A 17,159-nucleotide genomic window follows, 5' to 3' on the forward strand; every position below is an offset into this window, starting at 1 on the left:
TAGCTATAACGTTTCGTCCAATCGGCGTTTCCACCGCCTCTTTCGGGGCCGGACAATGCACAAGGGAAGGCATAGCGATGCGCATGCGAGATCATCCGCCCTGCCCGCTTTTACTGCTTCAACAGCCTGAAGCGGCCATGCCCGGTTTTCACCTTCTGCGTTTGACTGCTCCAGCAGGAAGGTGATCGCGATTATGCAGCCTGCGCCTCAAGTCGAAGCAACAGATCAGGGAATTCCCGTCGTCGATGTCGGGCCCTTCATCCGCAGCGAGGCCGGCGCCAGTGCCGTCGTTAGGGCTATCGAGACCGCCTGCCGGAATACCGGTTTCTTCCTCGTCACCGGCCATGGCGTATCGCCGGAAAGGACGATGCAGCTCTACAATCTGGCGCGCGCCTTTTTCGATCTTCCCGAGGACTACAAGCGCAGCCACGCACGCGGAACCACTCTGAACGGCGGGATGGCCTTCTCGCCGCTCGCCGACGAGGCGTTGGCCGCCACCAAGGGCATCAAGACGCCCGGCGACTATAAGGAAAGCCTGAATTTCGGCCTGCGCCTCAACGGCGACACCTGGCCGGATCGGCCCGAAGGTATCGAGAGCGCCTTTCACGACTATTTCTCCGAGATGGAGACGCTGGCCAGGCATTTGCGCCGCATCTTTTGCCAGGCGATCGGGCTCGAGCCCGACTATTTCGAGCCGGCCTTTGAGAACCATCTGTCGGCGCTCCGGGTCATCAACTATCCAGAGCAGGATGTGGATCCCCTGCCCGGCCAGCTTCGCGCCGGCGTTCACACCGACTATGGCTTCATGACCATCCTGCGTTCTGAGGCCTCGTCCGGTGGCTTGCAGGTGCAGACACGCGACGGCCGCTGGCTGGATGCGCCATCGATCGACGGCGCCTATGTCGTCAACATCGCCGACGCCTTCATGCGCTGGAGCAATGACGAATGGGTGTCGACGCCGCATCGCGTCGCCAATCCGGAGCGCAACAGGAAAGGCAGTTCGCGCCGCCAGTCGATCCCGTTCTTCGTCAATCCTGCCAAGGAGACGTTGATCTCCTGCCTGGAGCCGTTCTGCGCCAACGGCAAGCAGGCCAAATACGAGCCGATCACCTATGGAGACTATATCGAGCTGAAGACCCGACAGGCTTTCGGCCGCTGAACGATGGAGGGCTTCGGCCGTCCCAAGGAACGAATTGATTAAAAGAAATCAACAAGGGGAATTGTGATGACGAAACTGACCAGACGACAGACGCTTGCCGGAATGGGCGCGCTCAGTGCCGCCGGGCTGATCGGAATGCCTGCCATCGCCCAGGAAAAGACGCTGATCGTCCCGACGCTCGGCGGGGTCTGGGAGCAGTTCTGGCGCTCGTCCATCGCACCGGCCTTCGAAAAGGCCTCCGGCGCCAAGGTGACGCTCGATGTCGGCAATGGCCGCGTCTTCGGCGCCAATCTGCGCGCCGCCGGGGTCGACAAGCCCCCCTATTCGATCATCATGACCAACGAAGTCTTCGCCTCCGGCCTGCGCAAGGAGGGTTTCTTCGAAAAGCTCGACCTGGCGAAGCTGCCGAACTACAACGACCTCTATCCGCTGGCCAAGATCGCCGACGGTTTCGGCGCCACCGGCGCCATCTCGCCGATCGGCATCGGCTACCGCACCGATCTGGTGCAGACGCCGCCGAAGGCCTGGAAGGACCTTTGGAACAACGAGGAATTCAAGGGCAGGATCGGCCTCTACAATTTCGCCAACAGCGCCGGCAAGATGGAGCTCTTGCTGGCCTCGAAGATCTTCGGCAAGGACCAGTACGATGTCGACGCCGGCTTTGACGCGCTGGCCAAACTTGGTCAGGTGATCCAGGTCGACTTCAACCTTTCCACGGCCCTGTCGTCGGGCGAAATCGTCGTCGCGCCGTTCGACTTCGGCGAGATCGCGCGGCTGCGCAAGCAGGGCCTGCCGGTCGATTGCGTCGTTCCCGAGGAAGGCATGTTCATGTTCGACCAGACGGTCTCGATCCTGGCCAATGGACCGGAAAAGGAGTTGGCCTATCAATATGCTGATTTCCTGCTGTCGCCGGAAACCCAGATGCTGATGGCGAAGGAATTCTTCGTCTCGCCGACGAACTCGAAGGTGATCATTCCCGATGACCTCAAGGCCGACGTGCCGGTGTCGGGCGAGGCAATGACCAAGATTCTCACCTGGGACTGGGAGTTCGTCAACGAGAAACAGGGCGAGCTGGCCGAGCGCTGGGCCAAGACGATCCTTTAGCGCTGACATTGAACCGCGATGACGTCTCGGTTTCGGGCGCGCCTCCCGCCAGCCGCGCCGCATCTGCGGTGGCGGCCGATCGCCTGTGAAGTGGAGCATTCATGACCGAGGTTAGCATCGAGCGGCTGACCAAGACCTTCGGCAGCGCACGCGCGGTCGACGGCATCTCGATCCGCATCGCCGATGGCGAGTTCATTTCGCTGCTCGGTCCGTCAGGCTGCGGCAAGACGACGACGCTGAAGATGATCGCCGGCTTCGAGGAGGCGAGCGAAGGCGCGATCCGCTTCGACGGCAAGGATGTCGTCAACGTGCCGGCCGAAAAACGCGACATCGGCATGGTCTTCCAGAACTACGCGCTGTTTCCGCATATGACGGTGGACCAGAACCTCGCCTTCGGGCTGGAGATGCGCAAGATCGCCAGGCCCGAGATGCTGAGCCGCATCGCTGAGGTGCTCGACATGGTGCAGCTCGGCGGCTATTCCGACCGCTATCCGAACCAGCTTTCGGGCGGCCAGCAGCAGCGTGTGGCGCTTGCGCGCGCGCTGGTCATCGAGCCGAAGATCCTGCTGCTCGACGAGCCGCTCGCCAATCTTGACGCCAAGCTGCGCGAGGAAATGCGCGTCTTCATCCGCGACCTGCAGCGCCGCGTCGGCATCACCACCGTCTATGTCACGCATGACCAGGCCGAGGCGATGACCATGTCCGACCGGGTGGTGGTGATGTTCGGCGGCCGCATCGCCCAGATCGGCGCGCCGTCGGACATCTATGAGCGTCCCGAAAACCTCGAAGTGGCGCAGTTCGTCGGCCAGGTGAACCTGGTCAAGGGCACGATCACTGGGGCGGCCGGACCCGGCAAGAGCCGCGTCGCGTCCGGCTTTGGTGAAGTCGCCGTCGACAGCCGCGCGGACCACGCGCCGGGCACCTCTGTTACGCTGTCGCTTCGCCCGGAGGCGATCGAACTCAAACCCGCTGGCCAGGGCGGAGCGCAGGGCAAGGTCACGGCGCGCTATTATTCCGGCAGTATCATCGACTACCGCATCGCACTGGATTCGGGCGAGACGCTGCACGTCCAGACCTTTCCAAACATCAGGATTGCCGAAGGCGACCGCGTCAGCGTGCATGCGCCGGCGGACGGGTTCTGGCTGCTCGGGGCAGCAAAATGACGCCGGTGCGCCGCAAGCGCCTTGGGCCGCTGGTCCTGATCGCGCCGGCGGTGGTGCTGCTCGGCGTGTTTCTGGTCCTGCCCTATCTCAACATCGTGGTGATGAGTTTTCGCATGCCGGGGCAAGGCACGCCCTACGGTCCGGGCTTCACTACAGGCAATTACACGAAGTTCTTCGCCGACAGTTTCTATCTGCTCCAGGTCGCCAACACACTGTGGATCGGCCTCATCACCACCGCCATCTGCCTCGTCGTCGGCTTTCCCGTCGCCTGGCAATTGGCGCGCGGCGCCATGCGCTTTCGCGCCCTGGCCTATGGGCTGGTGCTGTCGCCACTGCTCGTCGGCATCGTTATCCGCTCCTATGGCTGGACGATCCTTCTGGGCAATGCCGGCCTCATCAACCGCACGCTGACTGGCATGGGCCTGATCGATCGCCCGCTGCCGCTGATGTACAACGCGCTCGGCATCGTCATCGCGCTCGTGCATGTCTTCCTGCCTTTCATGATCCTGCCGATCATGGCGGCGATCCAGGGCGTCGACCCATCGCTGGAATCGGCGGCGCGCTCGCTCGGCGCGTCGCGCTTCACCGCCTTCCGCCGCATCGTCCTGCCGCTGTGCACACCTGGCATCCAGGCCGGCTGCATCCTCGTCTTCGTCTTGTCGCTGAGCGCCTATGTCACGCCGTCGCTGATCGGCGGGCTGCGGGTCAAGACCATGGCCGTCACCGTCGTCGATGCGCTGATCGACACGTTCCAGTGGCCGTGGGGTTCGGCGCTGGCGCTGGCGCTGTCGGTCACCGGTGCGCTCTGCGTCGTCATCTTCGCGCGGCTGACGCGGATGAAATGGAAAGTGGCGCGACCATGAAGCGGCCGGTGCTCACGCTCTACTGCCTGCTGGTCTATGCCTTCCTGCTGGCGCCGATCCTGGTGGTCGTCGGCGCCTCGTTCAATGCCGGCAATTTCCTGACGTTCCCGCCACAGGGCCTGTCGCTGCGCTGGTATGTGACCTTCTTCCACAACGACGTGTTCATGCGCGCGATCCGCACCTCACTGTGGGTGGCAGCGGTGGCGACGGTGATTTCGGGAGTGATCGGCACCATGGCCGCGCTCTACTACGTCCAGCATGCCGGCCGCTGGAAGGAGGCGGTGCGCATCGCCATGCTGGCGCCGCTGCTGCTGCCGGAAGTGCTGACGGCGATCGCGCTGCTGTTCTTCGTCTATGCGATCGGCATCGGCACCACGACCATGATCGGCATGGTCGCCGGCCATGTGCTGATCACGCTGCCCTTCGTCTTCATCAACGTCTCGGCCTCGCTGGAAAGCTTCGATCCGTCCTGGGACATGGCGGCGCGCTCGCTGGGCGCCGGCCGCCTGACCAGGTTCCGGCGCATCATGCTGCCGCTGATCAAGCCCGGCGTCATCGGCGGCGCGCTGTTCGCCTTCATCATATCCTTCGACACCTTCACCATCTCGTTCATGCTGAAGGGGATCGGAACGTCGACGCTGCCGATCCAGCTCTTCGACTATCTGCGCACCAATTTCACGCCCGAAGCGGCAGCCGTCTCGACCGTATCAATCGTGCTGACGCTGATCGTGGTGATCGTCTCGGAGAAGGTATTGGGGCTGCGCATCCACCGCTTCTGAGGGGTTACGGCACCAGCACCAATGCACCCGTTGTCCGCCTGGATTCGAGGTCGCGGTGAGCATCGCCGGCGTTGGACAGGCTGTAGCGCCTGGGCGGTTCGATCTTGACGACGCCTTGCCGTAGCGCTGCGAAGAAACGTTCGACGTGCGGCGAAAGCTTTGCCGGCGTGTCGGTGTAATGTGCGTAGTTGGGACGCGATATGGTGATCGACTTTGACGCGAAGCGGCCAATGTCCCAATTTCCTACCGGTCCAGAGGCCTGGCCGAAACTGACGAGATGGCCGCGAATGCCGAGCGACGCCAGGGAACCGCCGAACGTGTCGTTGCCGACCGCATCATAGGCGACATCTGCCCCGGCGCCACCGGTCAGGCGCATGACGGCCTCGGCGAAATTCTCGCGCGAATAGACGATGACATGATGGGCGCCGAGACGTTCGGCGATCCGCGCCTTGTCGTCGGTGGATACGGTCGCAATGACCGTCGCGCCGAGATGGCGGGTCCATTGCACCAGAAGCTGACCGATACCGCCGGCGGCGGCGTGGATGAGGACGACGGAGCCCGGCTGCACCGCATGGACGTCGTGCAGCAAGAAACTTGCGCTGACGCCTTTGAGCAGACTGGCGGCGGCGGTCTCGTCTGGAATATCGTCAGAGAGGCGAACCAGCAGGTCAGGTGCCATGTTGCGCCGCTCGCAATAGGCGCCGACCGGCGGGCAGGCATAGGCGACACGGTCGCCGGCCGAAAGGCCCGAAGCCTCCGAACCAATCGCCTCGATGACGCCGGCGGCCTCCATGCCGGGAACGCCAGGCGGTCGCAGAAGGTCGAAATAGCCGGTGCGGCAGTAGACGTCGATGAAATTGACCCCGATCACCGTATGACGGATTTGCACCTCGTTCGGCGCGGGCGGTGGCAGAGCGATGTCCTTCAGCCGCAGCACCTCCGGCCCGCCATAGCGCTCGACCAGAATCGCCCGGGTTTTCGCTGTCTGGCCCGAAGACATGGTCGAAACGACCGGCGGCACGGCTGCCGCCGGTGCCGGAGCGACGACCGGCGATCTGGCCTGGAGAGGTGAGGCTGCGGGCCCTTCACGCAGAAGGTTGCGGATGGCTTCGAAGCCAGCCTGATAGATGCCCTCGGTGACAAGCTTGACCAATTCTTCGCGGCGATGCGCGGGTGGATTGAATTCGGAACGCCATTCCCAGAAAGTGGCGTTGCCGTCGGTCACCGGCTTCAACCGGATCGAAGCGACATAGTTCATCAGCGGCAGCGGTGCTTCGAGCAGGCAATAGCTCAACCGAAAGTCCTTGTCGGACAGCGCCAGAAGCTGTTCGCGCAATTCGCCGCCGTCTGCCAGCCGGAAATGACGCACCGACCCGACCGCATCTACCGGTTCGCCGCCATCGATTTCGCTGAACGCGATAGCCGGGTGCCAGCGGTCATGGCCATTGAAATCGCGCAGGATCGACCAGACCTGTTCGATCGGCGCGTCGATGACGGTACTTTGGCGGACCTGGACCATCCGCAGGCGTCAGCGCCCGAAGCGCTGCTTGAGCGCGCTGAGCGCCGCCTGGAACACGCCGGTGCCGATCTGATGTGTCAGCGCCGCCTCGCGTTCGGGCGCGCAGTCGAACTCCGCCTGCCACTCGGCCAGGGTCAAATTGCCGTCCGTGATCGGCGTCAGCGAGAACGTGGCGATGTAATTCTCCACCGCCATCGGGCTTTCCAGGATCGTGTAGCTGCAGGACAGGTCGTAGTCGGACAGCGCCAGCAATCTTTCGCGAATGCGGCCGCCATCCCTGAGCACGAAATTGCGTATGCAGCCGATCTGGTCGGATTGTGCATTCTGCTCGATGCGGCTCTCAGCGACGAACGGCGTCCAGCCCGGCAGCGCGTTGAAATCGCGGACCACTTTCCAGACCTCCACCGCCGGCGCGGGGATGACCGAGGAAACATACACCTTGGTCATTTCAGGCACCGTCGGCATGACACATGCGACCAAGGTATCGCGATTCACCTGCGAGCCGCATGGACTGCACGATCAAGTCAGCGGTCGCGATCGTCATCGTCATCCTTGCTGACCTTGGCTTTGCCTTTCTTGTCGCGGGTCAGGCTCGAAATGTCCTTGGCGTCGCGCAGCACGTCGGTCATCCGTCCGAGCGAACCGCCCTCGATGCCGATCTCCTTCATGAGGTTGTCGATCATCGGCGCCTGCACCCGGTAACGCAGCGCCGAATCGATCACTTCGTCGGTGACGTTGCGATTGCCGCCGGGACCACCATTGATGCCGTCGACATGCAGGATCTTGATACCCTCGATCTTCTCCATCGGCTTGACGCTTTCGCGGATGATGCCCTCCATGTGGTCCAGCAATTTGCCGCGCAGGCGCCCGGAGCGGGCCTCATTGGAAAGCAGGTTGTCGGCCTCGTTGAGCTGGCGATGGCCGGCGGCGTCGACCTGGTAGCGCTGGGCCGCGGCAAGGGCGTGGATTTTCTCCGCTTCCGCCGAGGCAACGGCGGCGATCTTCTGGGCTTCGGCAAGGCTCTTCGCCGCCTTCATCTCGGCATCGGCCGCCGCGGTAACGCGCAAGGCCTCGCGCTCGGCCTCCCGCGCCGCACCGATCAGGTCGGTCAGCTTGCGGCGCTCGGCGATCTCGCGCTCGCGGGCGGTGAAGGCCTGTTCCTCGGCCTGGATGGCCTTGGCGCGGACCGCTTCCGACGCCGCGATCGCCGAGGACCGCTCCTGCGTCTTCTTGGCGATGTCGATGGCCTTCTGGATTTCGGCGATCTCGATCTTCTGGTCACGGTCGACGCCAAGCTGACGCAGGTCGCGGTCCTTGATCAGCCGGGCCTCCTCGATGCCGCGCTCGGTGGTGATGCGGGCGCGCTCGACCTCTTCGCTGGCCGATATCTCGGCTTCCTCGAAAGCCTGGCGCTTGGCGATCTGCAGCGCTTCGAGATGGCGCTCCCGTGCAATCCTCACTTCGTCGATGGCACGCTCCTGCCCGATACGGGCCGTCTCGGTCGTCTGGTTCTCGACAATTTCGGCGCGGCGCCTTTCCGCCTCGGCCCTGGTGACCTCGAGCGCTTTTTCCGCCAAGGCGATCTGGCGCTCCAACTCGGCAATTTCGAGGGCCTTCTTGCGCTCGATTTCCAGTTGGCTCTGTGTGCCTTCGCGCTCTATGCGGGCCTTCTCCAAGGCAAGCTCGAGCGCGATCTGCTCGCGCTCGGTCAGTTCACGCATTTTCATTTCCGTCTCGTCGAGCGCGCGGCGCCGGGCAATCTCGCGGCGTTGCGTGTCCTCCTCGCTCTTGATCCGCTCCTCGGTGATGTTGCGCTCCTGGTTGAGGCGCGATTTCTCGACCGCTTCGCGCGAAGACAGTTGCGCCTGCTCCGACTCCTGGTCGCGCAGCGCGCGCTCGATGGCGAGTTCCGAGCGCTGCGAAGCGCGGCGGATCTCGACTTCGCGCTCCTGTTCGAGGCGGGCATATTCGGTGTCGCGGTCGATCTCCAGCACCTTGCGCTGGGTGTCGAGGTTCTGGTTGCGGATATCGACCAGCGTGCGCTGCTCGATCTCGTTGCGCATCCTGCGCCGCGTCTCGATCGATTCGGTGAGCTGGGTCAGGCCTTCGGCATCGAAGGCGTTGGACGGGTCGAAATATTCGAGGCTGGTCTGGTCGAGGTCGACGATGGCGACACTCTCCAGCTCGAGCCCGTTGGCGGCGAGTGATTCCGAGGCGAGCTGGCGGACCTTGGCGGCGTAGTCGCCACGCAGTTCGTGCATCTCCTCGAGCGTCATCTGCGCCGCGACGGTGCGCATGGCGCCGGCGAACTTGCCTTCCAAGAGTTCGCGGAGGCTGTCGGGCTGCAGCGTGCGGCGGCCAAGCGTCTGGGCGGCGGCCGCGACGAGTTCGCGGCTCGCTCCGACACGGACGAAGAATTCGGCGATCAGATCGACGCGCATACGGTTCTTGGTGATCAGTGCAAAACCATCTTCGCGGCGCACCTCGATGCGCAAGACGTTCATGTTGACCGGTGTGATCTCGTGCAACACCGGAATGACGAAGGCGCCGCCATTCACCACCACCTTCTCGCCCATGAAGCCGGTGCGCACGAAGGCCGTCTCCTTGGTCGACCGACGATAAAGCCATCTAAGAACATAGACGGCGATCACCACGACGATCGCGGCAATGATCAGCCACAAAAGGAAAGCGCCAAAGGTCTGCGCGGCCATTCTTTCTACCCTCCCAAACAGGATGCGGTCAGCCAAAGGCGACCGGCATCAATTCCATAAACCCGCCCACTCGAAGCCATCACGCCCGCCTTTGCAGTTTCGGCGTGATCGCGTGGAACGCATTGACCGCGGCGTCGACGAAAGACGTGTCGTTGATGTTCGATCGAACGCGATCGACATGGCGCAGCGCGGTCCGGCGAACGGTCTTCTCGATCGCCTCGAACAGCGCATTGTCGGCCTCCGGATCATGAAACGGCTGGCCCGGTGCGTCCAGCATCGACACACCGCCTTCCGGCAGCAGGAACCGCACCGGACCGTTCATTGCGTTGAGCCGCGCGCCGATCCATTCGCCGACGGCGCGGTTCTCGTCGCGCGTGGTCCGCATCAGGGTGACGTTCGGATTATGGATGACAAATCTGCGGCCTTTGAATTTCTCCGGCACGCTGTCGCGTGGGCCGAAATTGACCATGTCCAGCGCGCCGGTCGAGCCGACATAGGGCAAGCCGGTGCGGATCGCCGCGCCAAAGCGGTCTTCGGTCGCCGGGAACACGCCGCCGACAATCATGTCGGCCACTTCCGTCGTGGTCAGGTCGAGGAAGGCCGAAAGCTGCCGGGAATCGCCCAGGTTTTCCATGGCCCGCCCGCCGATGCCTGTGGCGTGGAAAACGAGACAGTCATAGTCCGCTTCAAGGCGCTTGCTCACCGCCTGCACAGCCGGCGTGGTGACGCCGAACATGGTGATGCCGACGGCCGGACGCGCCAGCTTGCGTTTGGCTTCCCACGCCTCGGCATTGGGAAGCTGTGCGACCATGCCCGCCATCGCATGCGCGGCATTCGAAAGCACCTGTTCGGTGATGGAGTTCAGCCCTTGAACGTCTGCCACCGAATGAAACATCATGATGTCGGCGCCGCCGACATATTTTGCGACGTCACCGGCGGCAACCGTCGAGACCATCAGTTTGGGGATGCCGACGGGCAGCGCGCGCATGCCTGATGTCGCCAGCGTGGTGCCGCCGGAACCTCCGGCCGAAATGACGCCGCCGATGCGCGGCTCGCGCTCGATCCAGCGCGCAAAGGCTTCCGCCATGGCGCTCACCGAGCCGCCGCGATCATTGGTAAAAACGGCCGGCGACCCTCGCGGGTGCAGGCCGGCAACCTGCATGGCGGGAACGTCGGCGCTCGACGGCTTTCCGGACGTCGACAGGTCGACGGTGCGGACCGGCACGCCCAGGGACTTCAGGCGGTCGGCAACGAAGCGCAATTCCTTTGCCTTGGTGTCGAAGGTGCCAGCGACCAGAACGGTCCTTCCGATGCGTTCGGCGAAGGGAATGGCGAAGACATTCTTCAAGTCGTCCTGTGGCGAAGCCTTCTCGATCGCCGCCTGCCGCATGGCTGTCACCGGCACATTCCAGCGGTTCGGCAATTCGGTCACCGGATGGTAGAGGCCGTCCTGCGGACCAGTGTTGCGCGAAGCACCTCTGTCGATGCGATAGACCTCGGCCAGTTGTTCTTGAGCCTGTGCCGCTGCCGCGGGCGTGACCGTGGGTTCGTCGGAATGGCGGCCCACGCCGAGCAGCCGCTGCTGCAGTTCGCGGTCGGCGGCAAGCGCCGCGGCGCCCATGACCCGGTTGATGCGCCCGTTGACCATGATGGCGACGCGATCGGACACGGCAGTGGCGACGCCGATATTCTGCTCGATGACGAGGATCGCCATCTCGCCTTCCTCGGCCAGCGTCACCAGCATACGCTCGACTTGCTCGACGATGACAGGAGCGAGCCCCTCCGTCGGCTCGTCCATGACCAGCAGTTTCGGATCGCTCAACAGCGCGCGCGAGATCGCCAGCATCTGCTGTTCGCCGCCCGACAGCTGCGAACCGCCATTGGCCCGGCGCTCGGCGAGACGCGGAAAAATCTGGTAGACGCGCTCGGCCGTCCAATTCGCATCACGGCGGTTGCCCGCCGCGAGGCGCAGGTGCTCGTCGACCGTCAGGCTGGGCCAGACGCGACGCCCCTGCGGCACATAGCCGACGCCGAGGCGATGGATCTCGTGCGGTTCGAGTGCGGAAACCTCGCGGCCGCCGACCCGGATCGAGCCCGAGCGCGCGCGCTTCAGCCCGGCGATGGTGTTGCAGAGCGTCGTCTTGCCCATGCCGTTGCGGCCGACGACCGACAGCACGCCGCTGTCCAGCGTCAGCGACACGCCCTGCAGCGCATGGCTTTCGCCGTAATAGACTTGCAGATCCTCTATTCTGAGGACCGCCTTGCCGGACGGAGATATTGGGGCGGGAGGAGCCGAGCGCTCAGCCATGCTTGCCTCCGAGATAGATTTCCTGGACCTCCGGGTCGGCCTCGATCTCCTGCGGCGTGCCTTCCTTGAACAGGCGGCCATTGTGCATCATCGAAACATACTCCGAGACACGCAGCGCAACGTCGAGATCGTGCTCGATGATAACATAGCCGATGTGCTTGGGCAGCCCGTTGAGGATCGCCACCAGATCGCGCCGCTCGGTCGGCGACAGTCCCGCCGCCGGTTCGTCGAACAGGATGAAGCGCGGCGCGCCGGCCAGCGCCAGTGCAATCTCCAACTGCCGCTGCTGGCCATGGCTGAGCGTCGCCACCAGAGCGTCGCGCCATGTTTCCAGATGCACCGCGTTCAGGATCGATTCCGCCTGCACCCTGTTGACGTCGGTGGCTTTTGGCCGAAGCAACGAGAACCGCCGGCGTGACACACCCCGGCATGCCAGGAAGATGGAATCGAGAACCGACAGGCCCTTGAACAGTTGCGAAATCTGGTAGGTCCGCCTCAGGCCGCGCCGGATGCGTTCATGCGGCGGCAGGTCGGTGATGTCCTCGCCGAAAAAGCGGATGCGGCCTGATGTCGGCAGAAAGTCGCCGGTCACGGCATTGAACAGCGTGGTCTTGCCGGCTCCGTTGGAGCCGAGGATCGCGCGCCGTTCGCCGGCCGCGATCCTCATATTGATGGCCGAGAGCGCCACCAGCGCACCGAAATGACGCGCAACGCCGTCCAGTTCCAGCGCATACGCACCGGTTCCTTGCAAACGGGCTGCCACGTCGTTTTCGGCCACTGTCGATCGCTCCCGCGTTACGGCCGATTACGGGCAGCTCGGATTGTCGCGGCTGACGGCACCAAGCTTCATGAACTCGTCTTCCGGAATGCCGAGCGTCTGATTGACCTGCGACACGACCTTGACGAGCTTGTTCAAGAGATTGCCGTCTGCCCCTTCCGTCACCTCGGTCAGGTAGATATCGGCGATCGCATTGCGGTTCTTGTCGAGCGAGACTTTGCCGGTCGGCGTGTCGAAGGACAGTTTCGAGAGTGCGTCGCGCAGCTTGGCACCGTCGGAGACATCGCCGCCGGCCTGTTCGAGGGCAAGCAAGGTCGCCTTCATGTTGACATAGTAGCCATGGGCGAAGAGCGAGGGCGAGGGAAAGGCGCCCGGCTGCTTCTTGTAGGCTTCGACAAACGCTTTCCATTCCGGCGCATCATTGGTGTCGGCGGTCGGGCCGGCGGACGGCGTGCCAACCAGCACGTCGCGCAGCTTGCCCTTCGACGTCAGCACCGTCTGGTCGACGGTGATCGAGCCGCCGATCAGCGGCGCGGAGCCGCCGCCCTGCTGATACTGGGTCAGGAAGTTGACCGCGTCGGCCCCGCCAAGCGCGACATAGATCGCATCGACATCGTCTGGAATGGCGGCAATGACCGAGGAGAAGTCCTTGTTGCCGATCGGCACCCAGGATTTCGACGGCACCTTGCCGCCCGCCTTGCAGAATTCTGCCATGAAGCCGAAGACCTGCGTGTAGGGAAACGAATAATCCTCGGCGACGGTGGCGACTTTCTTGTAGCCCTTGTCGTTGAACGCATACGTGCCGAGGCCGGCCATCCACTGCGCGCCGTCGGTCGAGAAGCGGAAGAAGTTTTCCGCCGGATTGCGCAGCGTCGTATCCTGCGCTGCCGACGTCCCGTTGATGAAGGTCACGGTCGGCTGGGTCTTGGCATAGTCCTTGACGGCCAGGCCCTCGTCACCCGAAAGCGGGCCGACCAGCACCTTGACGCCATCCTGCTCGACCAGCTTGCGCGCCGCGCGCACCGCGCTGTCGGGCGACGCGTCGGACGAACCCTTGACGATCTCGATTGTCTTGCCGGCGACCTTGCCTACGACTTCCTCGACCGCCGTCATCGCGCCGCGTTCGCCGTCCTCGCCGAGTACCGTGAATGGTCCCTCGAAGGTCGCGAGCACGCCGATCTTGATCGTGTCGTCGGCAGCGAGCGCCAGCGACGGCGCGGTCAGCCCGGTCGCAAGTGCCAGCGCAAGCAGTGTGCGTCGATGTATTCTCATGTTTTCCTCCCTTTGATTGACATTTTCGCAGTGGCTCATTCCATTCCGGTCGCTAGGGGGCCGGAACGCAAGGACTCCTGGGCAAGATGCGGTTTGATCCTCCCCCATAACCCAAGAATTCCATCCGGCGAGACGAAGACGATCACCAGAAACACCAGACCGATCAGCGTGTTGAAACGTTCGGCCCCGACAATATCGATGGCAAAGGTCTGCATCAGGACAACGACGAGCGCGCCGAGGAAAGGCCCGATCGGATGCCGCAAACCGCCGATCACGGCGATGATCAACACGTCGATCGCCACGTCCACGCCGATGGTGCCGGGCGAAACGCGACCGTTGAACCAGACCAGGAGCACGCCAGCCAGGCCGGCGATGATGCCGGCGAGAAACCAGGCAAAGACCTTGTGCGCGGTGACGTCATAGCCAAGCGCGCGCATCCGTCGCGGGTTGTCGCGAATCGCCTGCAAGGTCAAGCCGAAGGTGGAGCGGGCGCCGTAGAGTATGGCCGCATAGGACAGGACGGCAAAAACGAGACAGAGGTAATAGAAGGCTTTCGGATCGCGCCAGTTGACGCCCCAGAACGAAGGGGCATGGATGCCGGCGTAGCCGGAATGGCCATTGAAAATCGCGTAGTTCTGCTGGGCGAAATAGTAGGTGGCGGTGGCGATCGCCAGCGTGATCATGATGGTGTAGATGCCTTCGGTGCGCACCGAGATCCAGCCGATCAGCGCAGATGCCACCGCGGCCGCCAGCACGGCGAAGGGTACCGCGAGCCACCATGGCCAGCCCAGGCCGAGCACGTTCGAATTGTTGTTGCCGAGGATCGCGATGGCATAGGCGGCGATGCCGGCGACGGTGATCTGCGCCAGGCTGACCATGCCGCCATAGCCTGCCAGCATCATCAGCGACAAAGCGAGCATGCCGAAGATCAGCGAATAGCCGCCGATCTGCGTCAGGAAGAAATCCGATGCCACCAGCGGGTAGAGGACCAGGGCCACGGCGAGGATGATGTGACCTGGGCCAAGCCTTTCCAGCCATGTCTGTTGGGGCGCCGTCGCATCCGTGGCGAGGGTCAGGCTCATCGCGCTTTCCCCATGATGCCTTGCGGCCGGACCGCCAGCGCCACCACCATGATGACGAAGGTGAGAACGATGCCGTAGGTCGGGAAATAGACAAGGCCGATCTGCTCGGCGAGGCCGATCAGCAGCGCGCCAATGGCAGCGCCTGATATCGACCCCATGCCGCCGACGATGACAACGACGAGCGAGGCAAGCAAATAGCGGACGTCTTCGCCGGGCGCGACCGAAAGCGCCGAACCACCGACGACGCCGGCAAAGCCGGCAAGCCCGGCACCGACGGCAAAGACGATGGCAAAGACCGCATGCACATTGACGCCGGAGGCCGAGAGCATGGCGCGGTCGTCAACGCCGGCGCGGATCATCATGCCGACGCGCGTCTTGTTCAGCATCAGCCAGAGACCGACGCCGATGACGATCGCCGCCGCCAGCACGACAAGGCGGTAGAGTGGATAGGTGAGGAAAACCGATGCGCCGTTCGACCGCACCGCGGTGATCACCGGCAGCGTCAGTGCGCCATCCAGCCATTCAGGCACCGCGATCTGATAGGTGCCGCCTGCCCAGACCGCCAGCATCAGGTCGGCCGCGACGATCGAGATGCCGATGCTGACCAGGGTTTGGCGCAGATCGTCGCCTTCCAGGCGACGGAAGACGAAGATCTGCATGACGACGCCGACCGCCGCCAGAACGATGAAGCCGGCGGCGACGCCCAGCAGCCAATAGCCGGTGCGGTTCGCCACTTCGTAGCCGATATAGGCGCCAAGCAAATAGAGCGAGCCATGCGCAAGATTGACGTTGCGCATCAGCCCGAAGATCAGCGTAAAGCCGCTGGCAACCAGGAAATAGAGGCCGGCGAGCGTGATCCCGTTGAGGATGGCGCTGACGAACGCCTTCTTCGAGATCAGGATGGCGTTCAGCCAATCCGGCCAGACGGCGAAGACCAGCCATGCGACGAGCGCGGCGGCAAGCAGCCAGAAAAGGCCCCATGCCTGCCGGCGCGTCATGCCGCCGCCCGCCATTGACGAGGAGGATAGCTGGGACGTCGACGGTGGCTGGTCGAGGATGCTCATGCGGTCAGCCGGCGACGCTGCTCGTTCATGCGTGGCGCCTTGTGGAACTTGCCGTCCTTCATGATGGCGAGGATGCGGTTCTTGTCCTGCAGGATGCGCACATCGGAAATCGGGTCGCCGTCGATCAAAAGGATGTCGGCGAGGTAGCCTTCCTTGATCAGCCCGAGCTCGTCGCCCATGCCCATGATCTGGCCACCATACTTGGTTGCGGCCTGGATTGCCTCCATCGGCGAGAAGCCGAGCATCTCGACGAAAGTCTGGATGTCCTTGGCGTTGGTGCCTTGCGGCGTCCAGGCAAAACCGTAGTCGCCGCCGATGCAGACGCGGATGCCGCGCCGATGCATCTTCTTCATCGTGTCGATGCACATTTCGAGCTCGCGCTCGTATTCGAGCGACAGCGGCGATCCGGGCTTGATGCCCCATTGCTCGGCATGGCGCGCGGTGTTGATCAGCCAAGCGATGCCCGGCGCCACGAAATGCTTGTCCTTGGCCGCCTCGAGCATGTCGAGCGATTCTTCGTCGGCAAACGAGGCGTGGTAAATGTTCTGGATGCCGTGGCGGATGCACTGCTTGACCGAACCGGACGAGCGGGCATGGGCCGACAGCACCTTGTTGCGGCAGCGCGCCTCGGAGGCAGCCATGGCGACCTCTTCCTCCGACATCGGCGTCTCTTCGGCGCCCATGCCGGTGATGCTTTCGCCGGACAGGTTGAGCTTGATCGAATCGACGCCGTATTTGATCAGCTGGCGCACCGTGCGGCGGATTTCCTCAGGTCCCGAGACGACGATGCCGAGATTGAGACCTTCGTGGGGAATGTGCGAGGGCGCGGAATCGCCAAGGCCACCGACCGTGGTGATCTCCGGACCGGCGGCGAGGTAACGCGGCCCCGGGAAACGGCCCTGATTGATGAATTTCTTGGCGACAACGTCGAGGCGCGGCTTGGCGGCCGCCGCTCCCCTGCCCGCCGTGAATCCGGCATCGAGCACCAGCTTGGCCATCTCCATGGTGACCAGCATGTGCTCTTCGAGCTCCATCATCTGGATCGGGTCGATGCCGGGCGCGTTGTTCCAGGACAAATGCAGATGCGCGTCGATCATGCCCGGCATCAGCGTCGCGCCCATGCCGTCGATCGTCGTAACACCCCCGGACGCGCCAGCGTAGGACAACGACGCGGACGAGGAGCCAAAGCGCGACGAGCCCTTGGTGATCTGCTTGATGCGGTTACCCTGAACCAACACCTCGCCGGTGTAAGGATATTCCCCGGTTGCATCGAGCACACGCACATTGGTGAAAAGCGTGTTGCCCGAACCGTTTCCGTTCCAGCCGTCGTCTGCCATCAGAAAACCTCCCAAACTGG

At 63.6% G+C, this 17,159-nt stretch carries 14 protein-coding genes; 5 read left to right on the forward strand and 9 right to left on the reverse strand.

Going from position 1 to position 17,159, the window contains the following annotated elements:
• Nucleotides 1-193: 193 nt before the first annotated feature.
• From AC0NID_RS33250 to AC0NID_RS33270, 5 genes are all read left to right on the forward strand, one after another.
• The gene (locus AC0NID_RS33250; RefSeq protein WP_473456565.1) at nucleotides 194-1,159 is read left to right on the forward strand and encodes an isopenicillin N synthase family dioxygenase; all 966 of its coding nucleotides are present in this window, start codon (nucleotides 194-196) and stop codon (nucleotides 1,157-1,159) included.
• Between the two features lie 66 nt (nucleotides 1,160-1,225).
• Nucleotides 1,226-2,263: an ABC transporter substrate-binding protein gene (locus AC0NID_RS33255; RefSeq protein ID WP_473456564.1), complete on the forward strand. Its 1,038-nt coding sequence runs from the start codon at nucleotides 1,226-1,228 to the stop codon at nucleotides 2,261-2,263.
• Nucleotides 2,264-2,364: 101 nt separating this feature from the next.
• On the forward strand, nucleotides 2,365-3,426 hold the full coding sequence (locus AC0NID_RS33260; protein WP_473456562.1) for an ABC transporter ATP-binding protein: 1,062 nt from the start codon (nucleotides 2,365-2,367) through the stop codon (nucleotides 3,424-3,426).
• On the forward strand, nucleotides 3,423-4,289 hold the full coding sequence (locus tag AC0NID_RS33265; protein ID WP_473456560.1) for an ABC transporter permease: 867 nt from the start codon (nucleotides 3,423-3,425) through the stop codon (nucleotides 4,287-4,289). Before AC0NID_RS33260 ends, AC0NID_RS33265 begins: the two co-directional genes overlap by 4 nt.
• Nucleotides 4,286-5,068, forward strand: coding sequence for an ABC transporter permease (locus tag AC0NID_RS33270; RefSeq protein WP_473456559.1), 783 nt, complete (start codon nucleotides 4,286-4,288; stop codon nucleotides 5,066-5,068). The genes AC0NID_RS33265 and AC0NID_RS33270 overlap by 4 nt, the downstream gene beginning before the upstream one ends.
• A 4-nt stretch (nucleotides 5,069-5,072) precedes the next feature.
• Here AC0NID_RS33270 and AC0NID_RS33275 read toward each other — a convergent pair whose 3' ends face one another.
• The 9 genes from AC0NID_RS33275 to AC0NID_RS33315 form a co-directional block, all read right to left on the reverse strand.
• Complete coding sequence (locus tag AC0NID_RS33275) at nucleotides 5,073-6,587, reverse strand: SRPBCC family protein (RefSeq protein ID WP_473456558.1); 1,515 nt, start codon at nucleotides 6,585-6,587, stop codon at nucleotides 5,073-5,075.
• A gap of 9 nt (nucleotides 6,588-6,596) precedes the next feature.
• On the reverse strand, nucleotides 6,597-7,034 hold the full coding sequence (locus tag AC0NID_RS33280) for an SRPBCC family protein (RefSeq protein ID WP_473456557.1): 438 nt from the start codon (nucleotides 7,032-7,034) through the stop codon (nucleotides 6,597-6,599).
• A gap of 77 nt (nucleotides 7,035-7,111) precedes the next feature.
• Nucleotides 7,112-9,298 (reverse strand): flotillin family protein, encoded by a 2,187-nt coding sequence (locus AC0NID_RS33285; RefSeq protein ID WP_473456555.1) that lies wholly within the window; start codon nucleotides 9,296-9,298, stop codon nucleotides 7,112-7,114.
• A 79-nt stretch (nucleotides 9,299-9,377) separates the two neighbouring features.
• Nucleotides 9,378-11,606 carry a Tm-1-like ATP-binding domain-containing protein gene (locus AC0NID_RS33290; protein ID WP_473456554.1) on the reverse strand — a complete coding sequence of 743 codons (2,229 nt, stop codon included), beginning with the start codon at nucleotides 11,604-11,606 and terminating at the stop codon, nucleotides 9,378-9,380.
• Complete coding sequence (locus AC0NID_RS33295; protein WP_473456553.1) at nucleotides 11,599-12,384, reverse strand: ABC transporter ATP-binding protein; 786 nt, start codon at nucleotides 12,382-12,384, stop codon at nucleotides 11,599-11,601. The genes AC0NID_RS33290 and AC0NID_RS33295 overlap by 8 nt, the downstream gene beginning before the upstream one ends.
• A 27-nt stretch (nucleotides 12,385-12,411) precedes the next feature.
• Nucleotides 12,412-13,656, reverse strand: a complete 1,245-nt coding sequence (locus AC0NID_RS33300; protein ID WP_473456552.1) for an ABC transporter substrate-binding protein — start codon at nucleotides 13,654-13,656, stop codon at nucleotides 12,412-12,414.
• A gap of 35 nt (nucleotides 13,657-13,691) precedes the next feature.
• On the reverse strand, nucleotides 13,692-14,738 hold the full coding sequence (locus AC0NID_RS33305) for a branched-chain amino acid ABC transporter permease (RefSeq protein WP_473456550.1): 1,047 nt from the start codon (nucleotides 14,736-14,738) through the stop codon (nucleotides 13,692-13,694).
• Nucleotides 14,735-15,751 carry a branched-chain amino acid ABC transporter permease gene (locus tag AC0NID_RS33310; RefSeq protein ID WP_473456624.1) on the reverse strand — a complete coding sequence of 339 codons (1,017 nt, stop codon included), beginning with the start codon at nucleotides 15,749-15,751 and terminating at the stop codon, nucleotides 14,735-14,737. Before AC0NID_RS33310 ends, AC0NID_RS33305 begins: the two co-directional genes overlap by 4 nt.
• A 47-nt stretch (nucleotides 15,752-15,798) precedes the next feature.
• Complete coding sequence (locus AC0NID_RS33315; protein WP_473456548.1) at nucleotides 15,799-17,139, reverse strand: metal-dependent hydrolase family protein; 1,341 nt, start codon at nucleotides 17,137-17,139, stop codon at nucleotides 15,799-15,801.
• Nucleotides 17,140-17,159 lie beyond the last annotated feature (20 nt).

The sequence above is a fragment of the Mesorhizobium sp. WSM4821 genome (assembly GCF_055901555.1).

Coding starts and splice junctions, on each gene's coding strand:
- AC0NID_RS33250 (WP_473456565.1), top strand. CDS start 194: ATGCAGCCTGCGCCTCAAGTCGAAGCAACAGATCAGGGAATTCCCGTC.
- AC0NID_RS33255 (WP_473456564.1), top strand. CDS start 1,226: ATGACGAAACTGACCAGACGACAGACGCTTGCCGGAATGGGCGCGCTC.
- AC0NID_RS33260 (WP_473456562.1), top strand. CDS start 2,365: ATGACCGAGGTTAGCATCGAGCGGCTGACCAAGACCTTCGGCAGCGCA.
- AC0NID_RS33265 (WP_473456560.1), top strand. CDS start 3,423: ATGACGCCGGTGCGCCGCAAGCGCCTTGGGCCGCTGGTCCTGATCGCG.
- AC0NID_RS33270 (WP_473456559.1), top strand. CDS start 4,286: ATGAAGCGGCCGGTGCTCACGCTCTACTGCCTGCTGGTCTATGCCTTC.
- AC0NID_RS33275 (WP_473456558.1), bottom strand. CDS start 6,587: ATGGTCCAGGTCCGCCAAAGTACCGTCATCGACGCGCCGATCGAACAG.
- AC0NID_RS33280 (WP_473456557.1), bottom strand. CDS start 7,034: ATGACCAAGGTGTATGTTTCCTCGGTCATCCCCGCGCCGGCGGTGGAG.
- AC0NID_RS33285 (WP_473456555.1), bottom strand. CDS start 9,298: ATGGCCGCGCAGACCTTTGGCGCTTTCCTTTTGTGGCTGATCATTGCC.
- AC0NID_RS33290 (WP_473456554.1), bottom strand. CDS start 11,606: ATGGCTGAGCGCTCGGCTCCTCCCGCCCCAATATCTCCGTCCGGCAAG.
- AC0NID_RS33300 (WP_473456552.1), bottom strand. CDS start 13,656: ATGAGAATACATCGACGCACACTGCTTGCGCTGGCACTTGCGACCGGG.
- AC0NID_RS33305 (WP_473456550.1), bottom strand. CDS start 14,738: ATGAGCCTGACCCTCGCCACGGATGCGACGGCGCCCCAACAGACATGG.
- AC0NID_RS33310 (WP_473456624.1), bottom strand. CDS start 15,751: ATGGCGGGCGGCGGCATGACGCGCCGGCAGGCATGGGGCCTTTTCTGG.
- AC0NID_RS33315 (WP_473456548.1), bottom strand. CDS start 17,139: ATGGCAGACGACGGCTGGAACGGAAACGGTTCGGGCAACACGCTTTTC.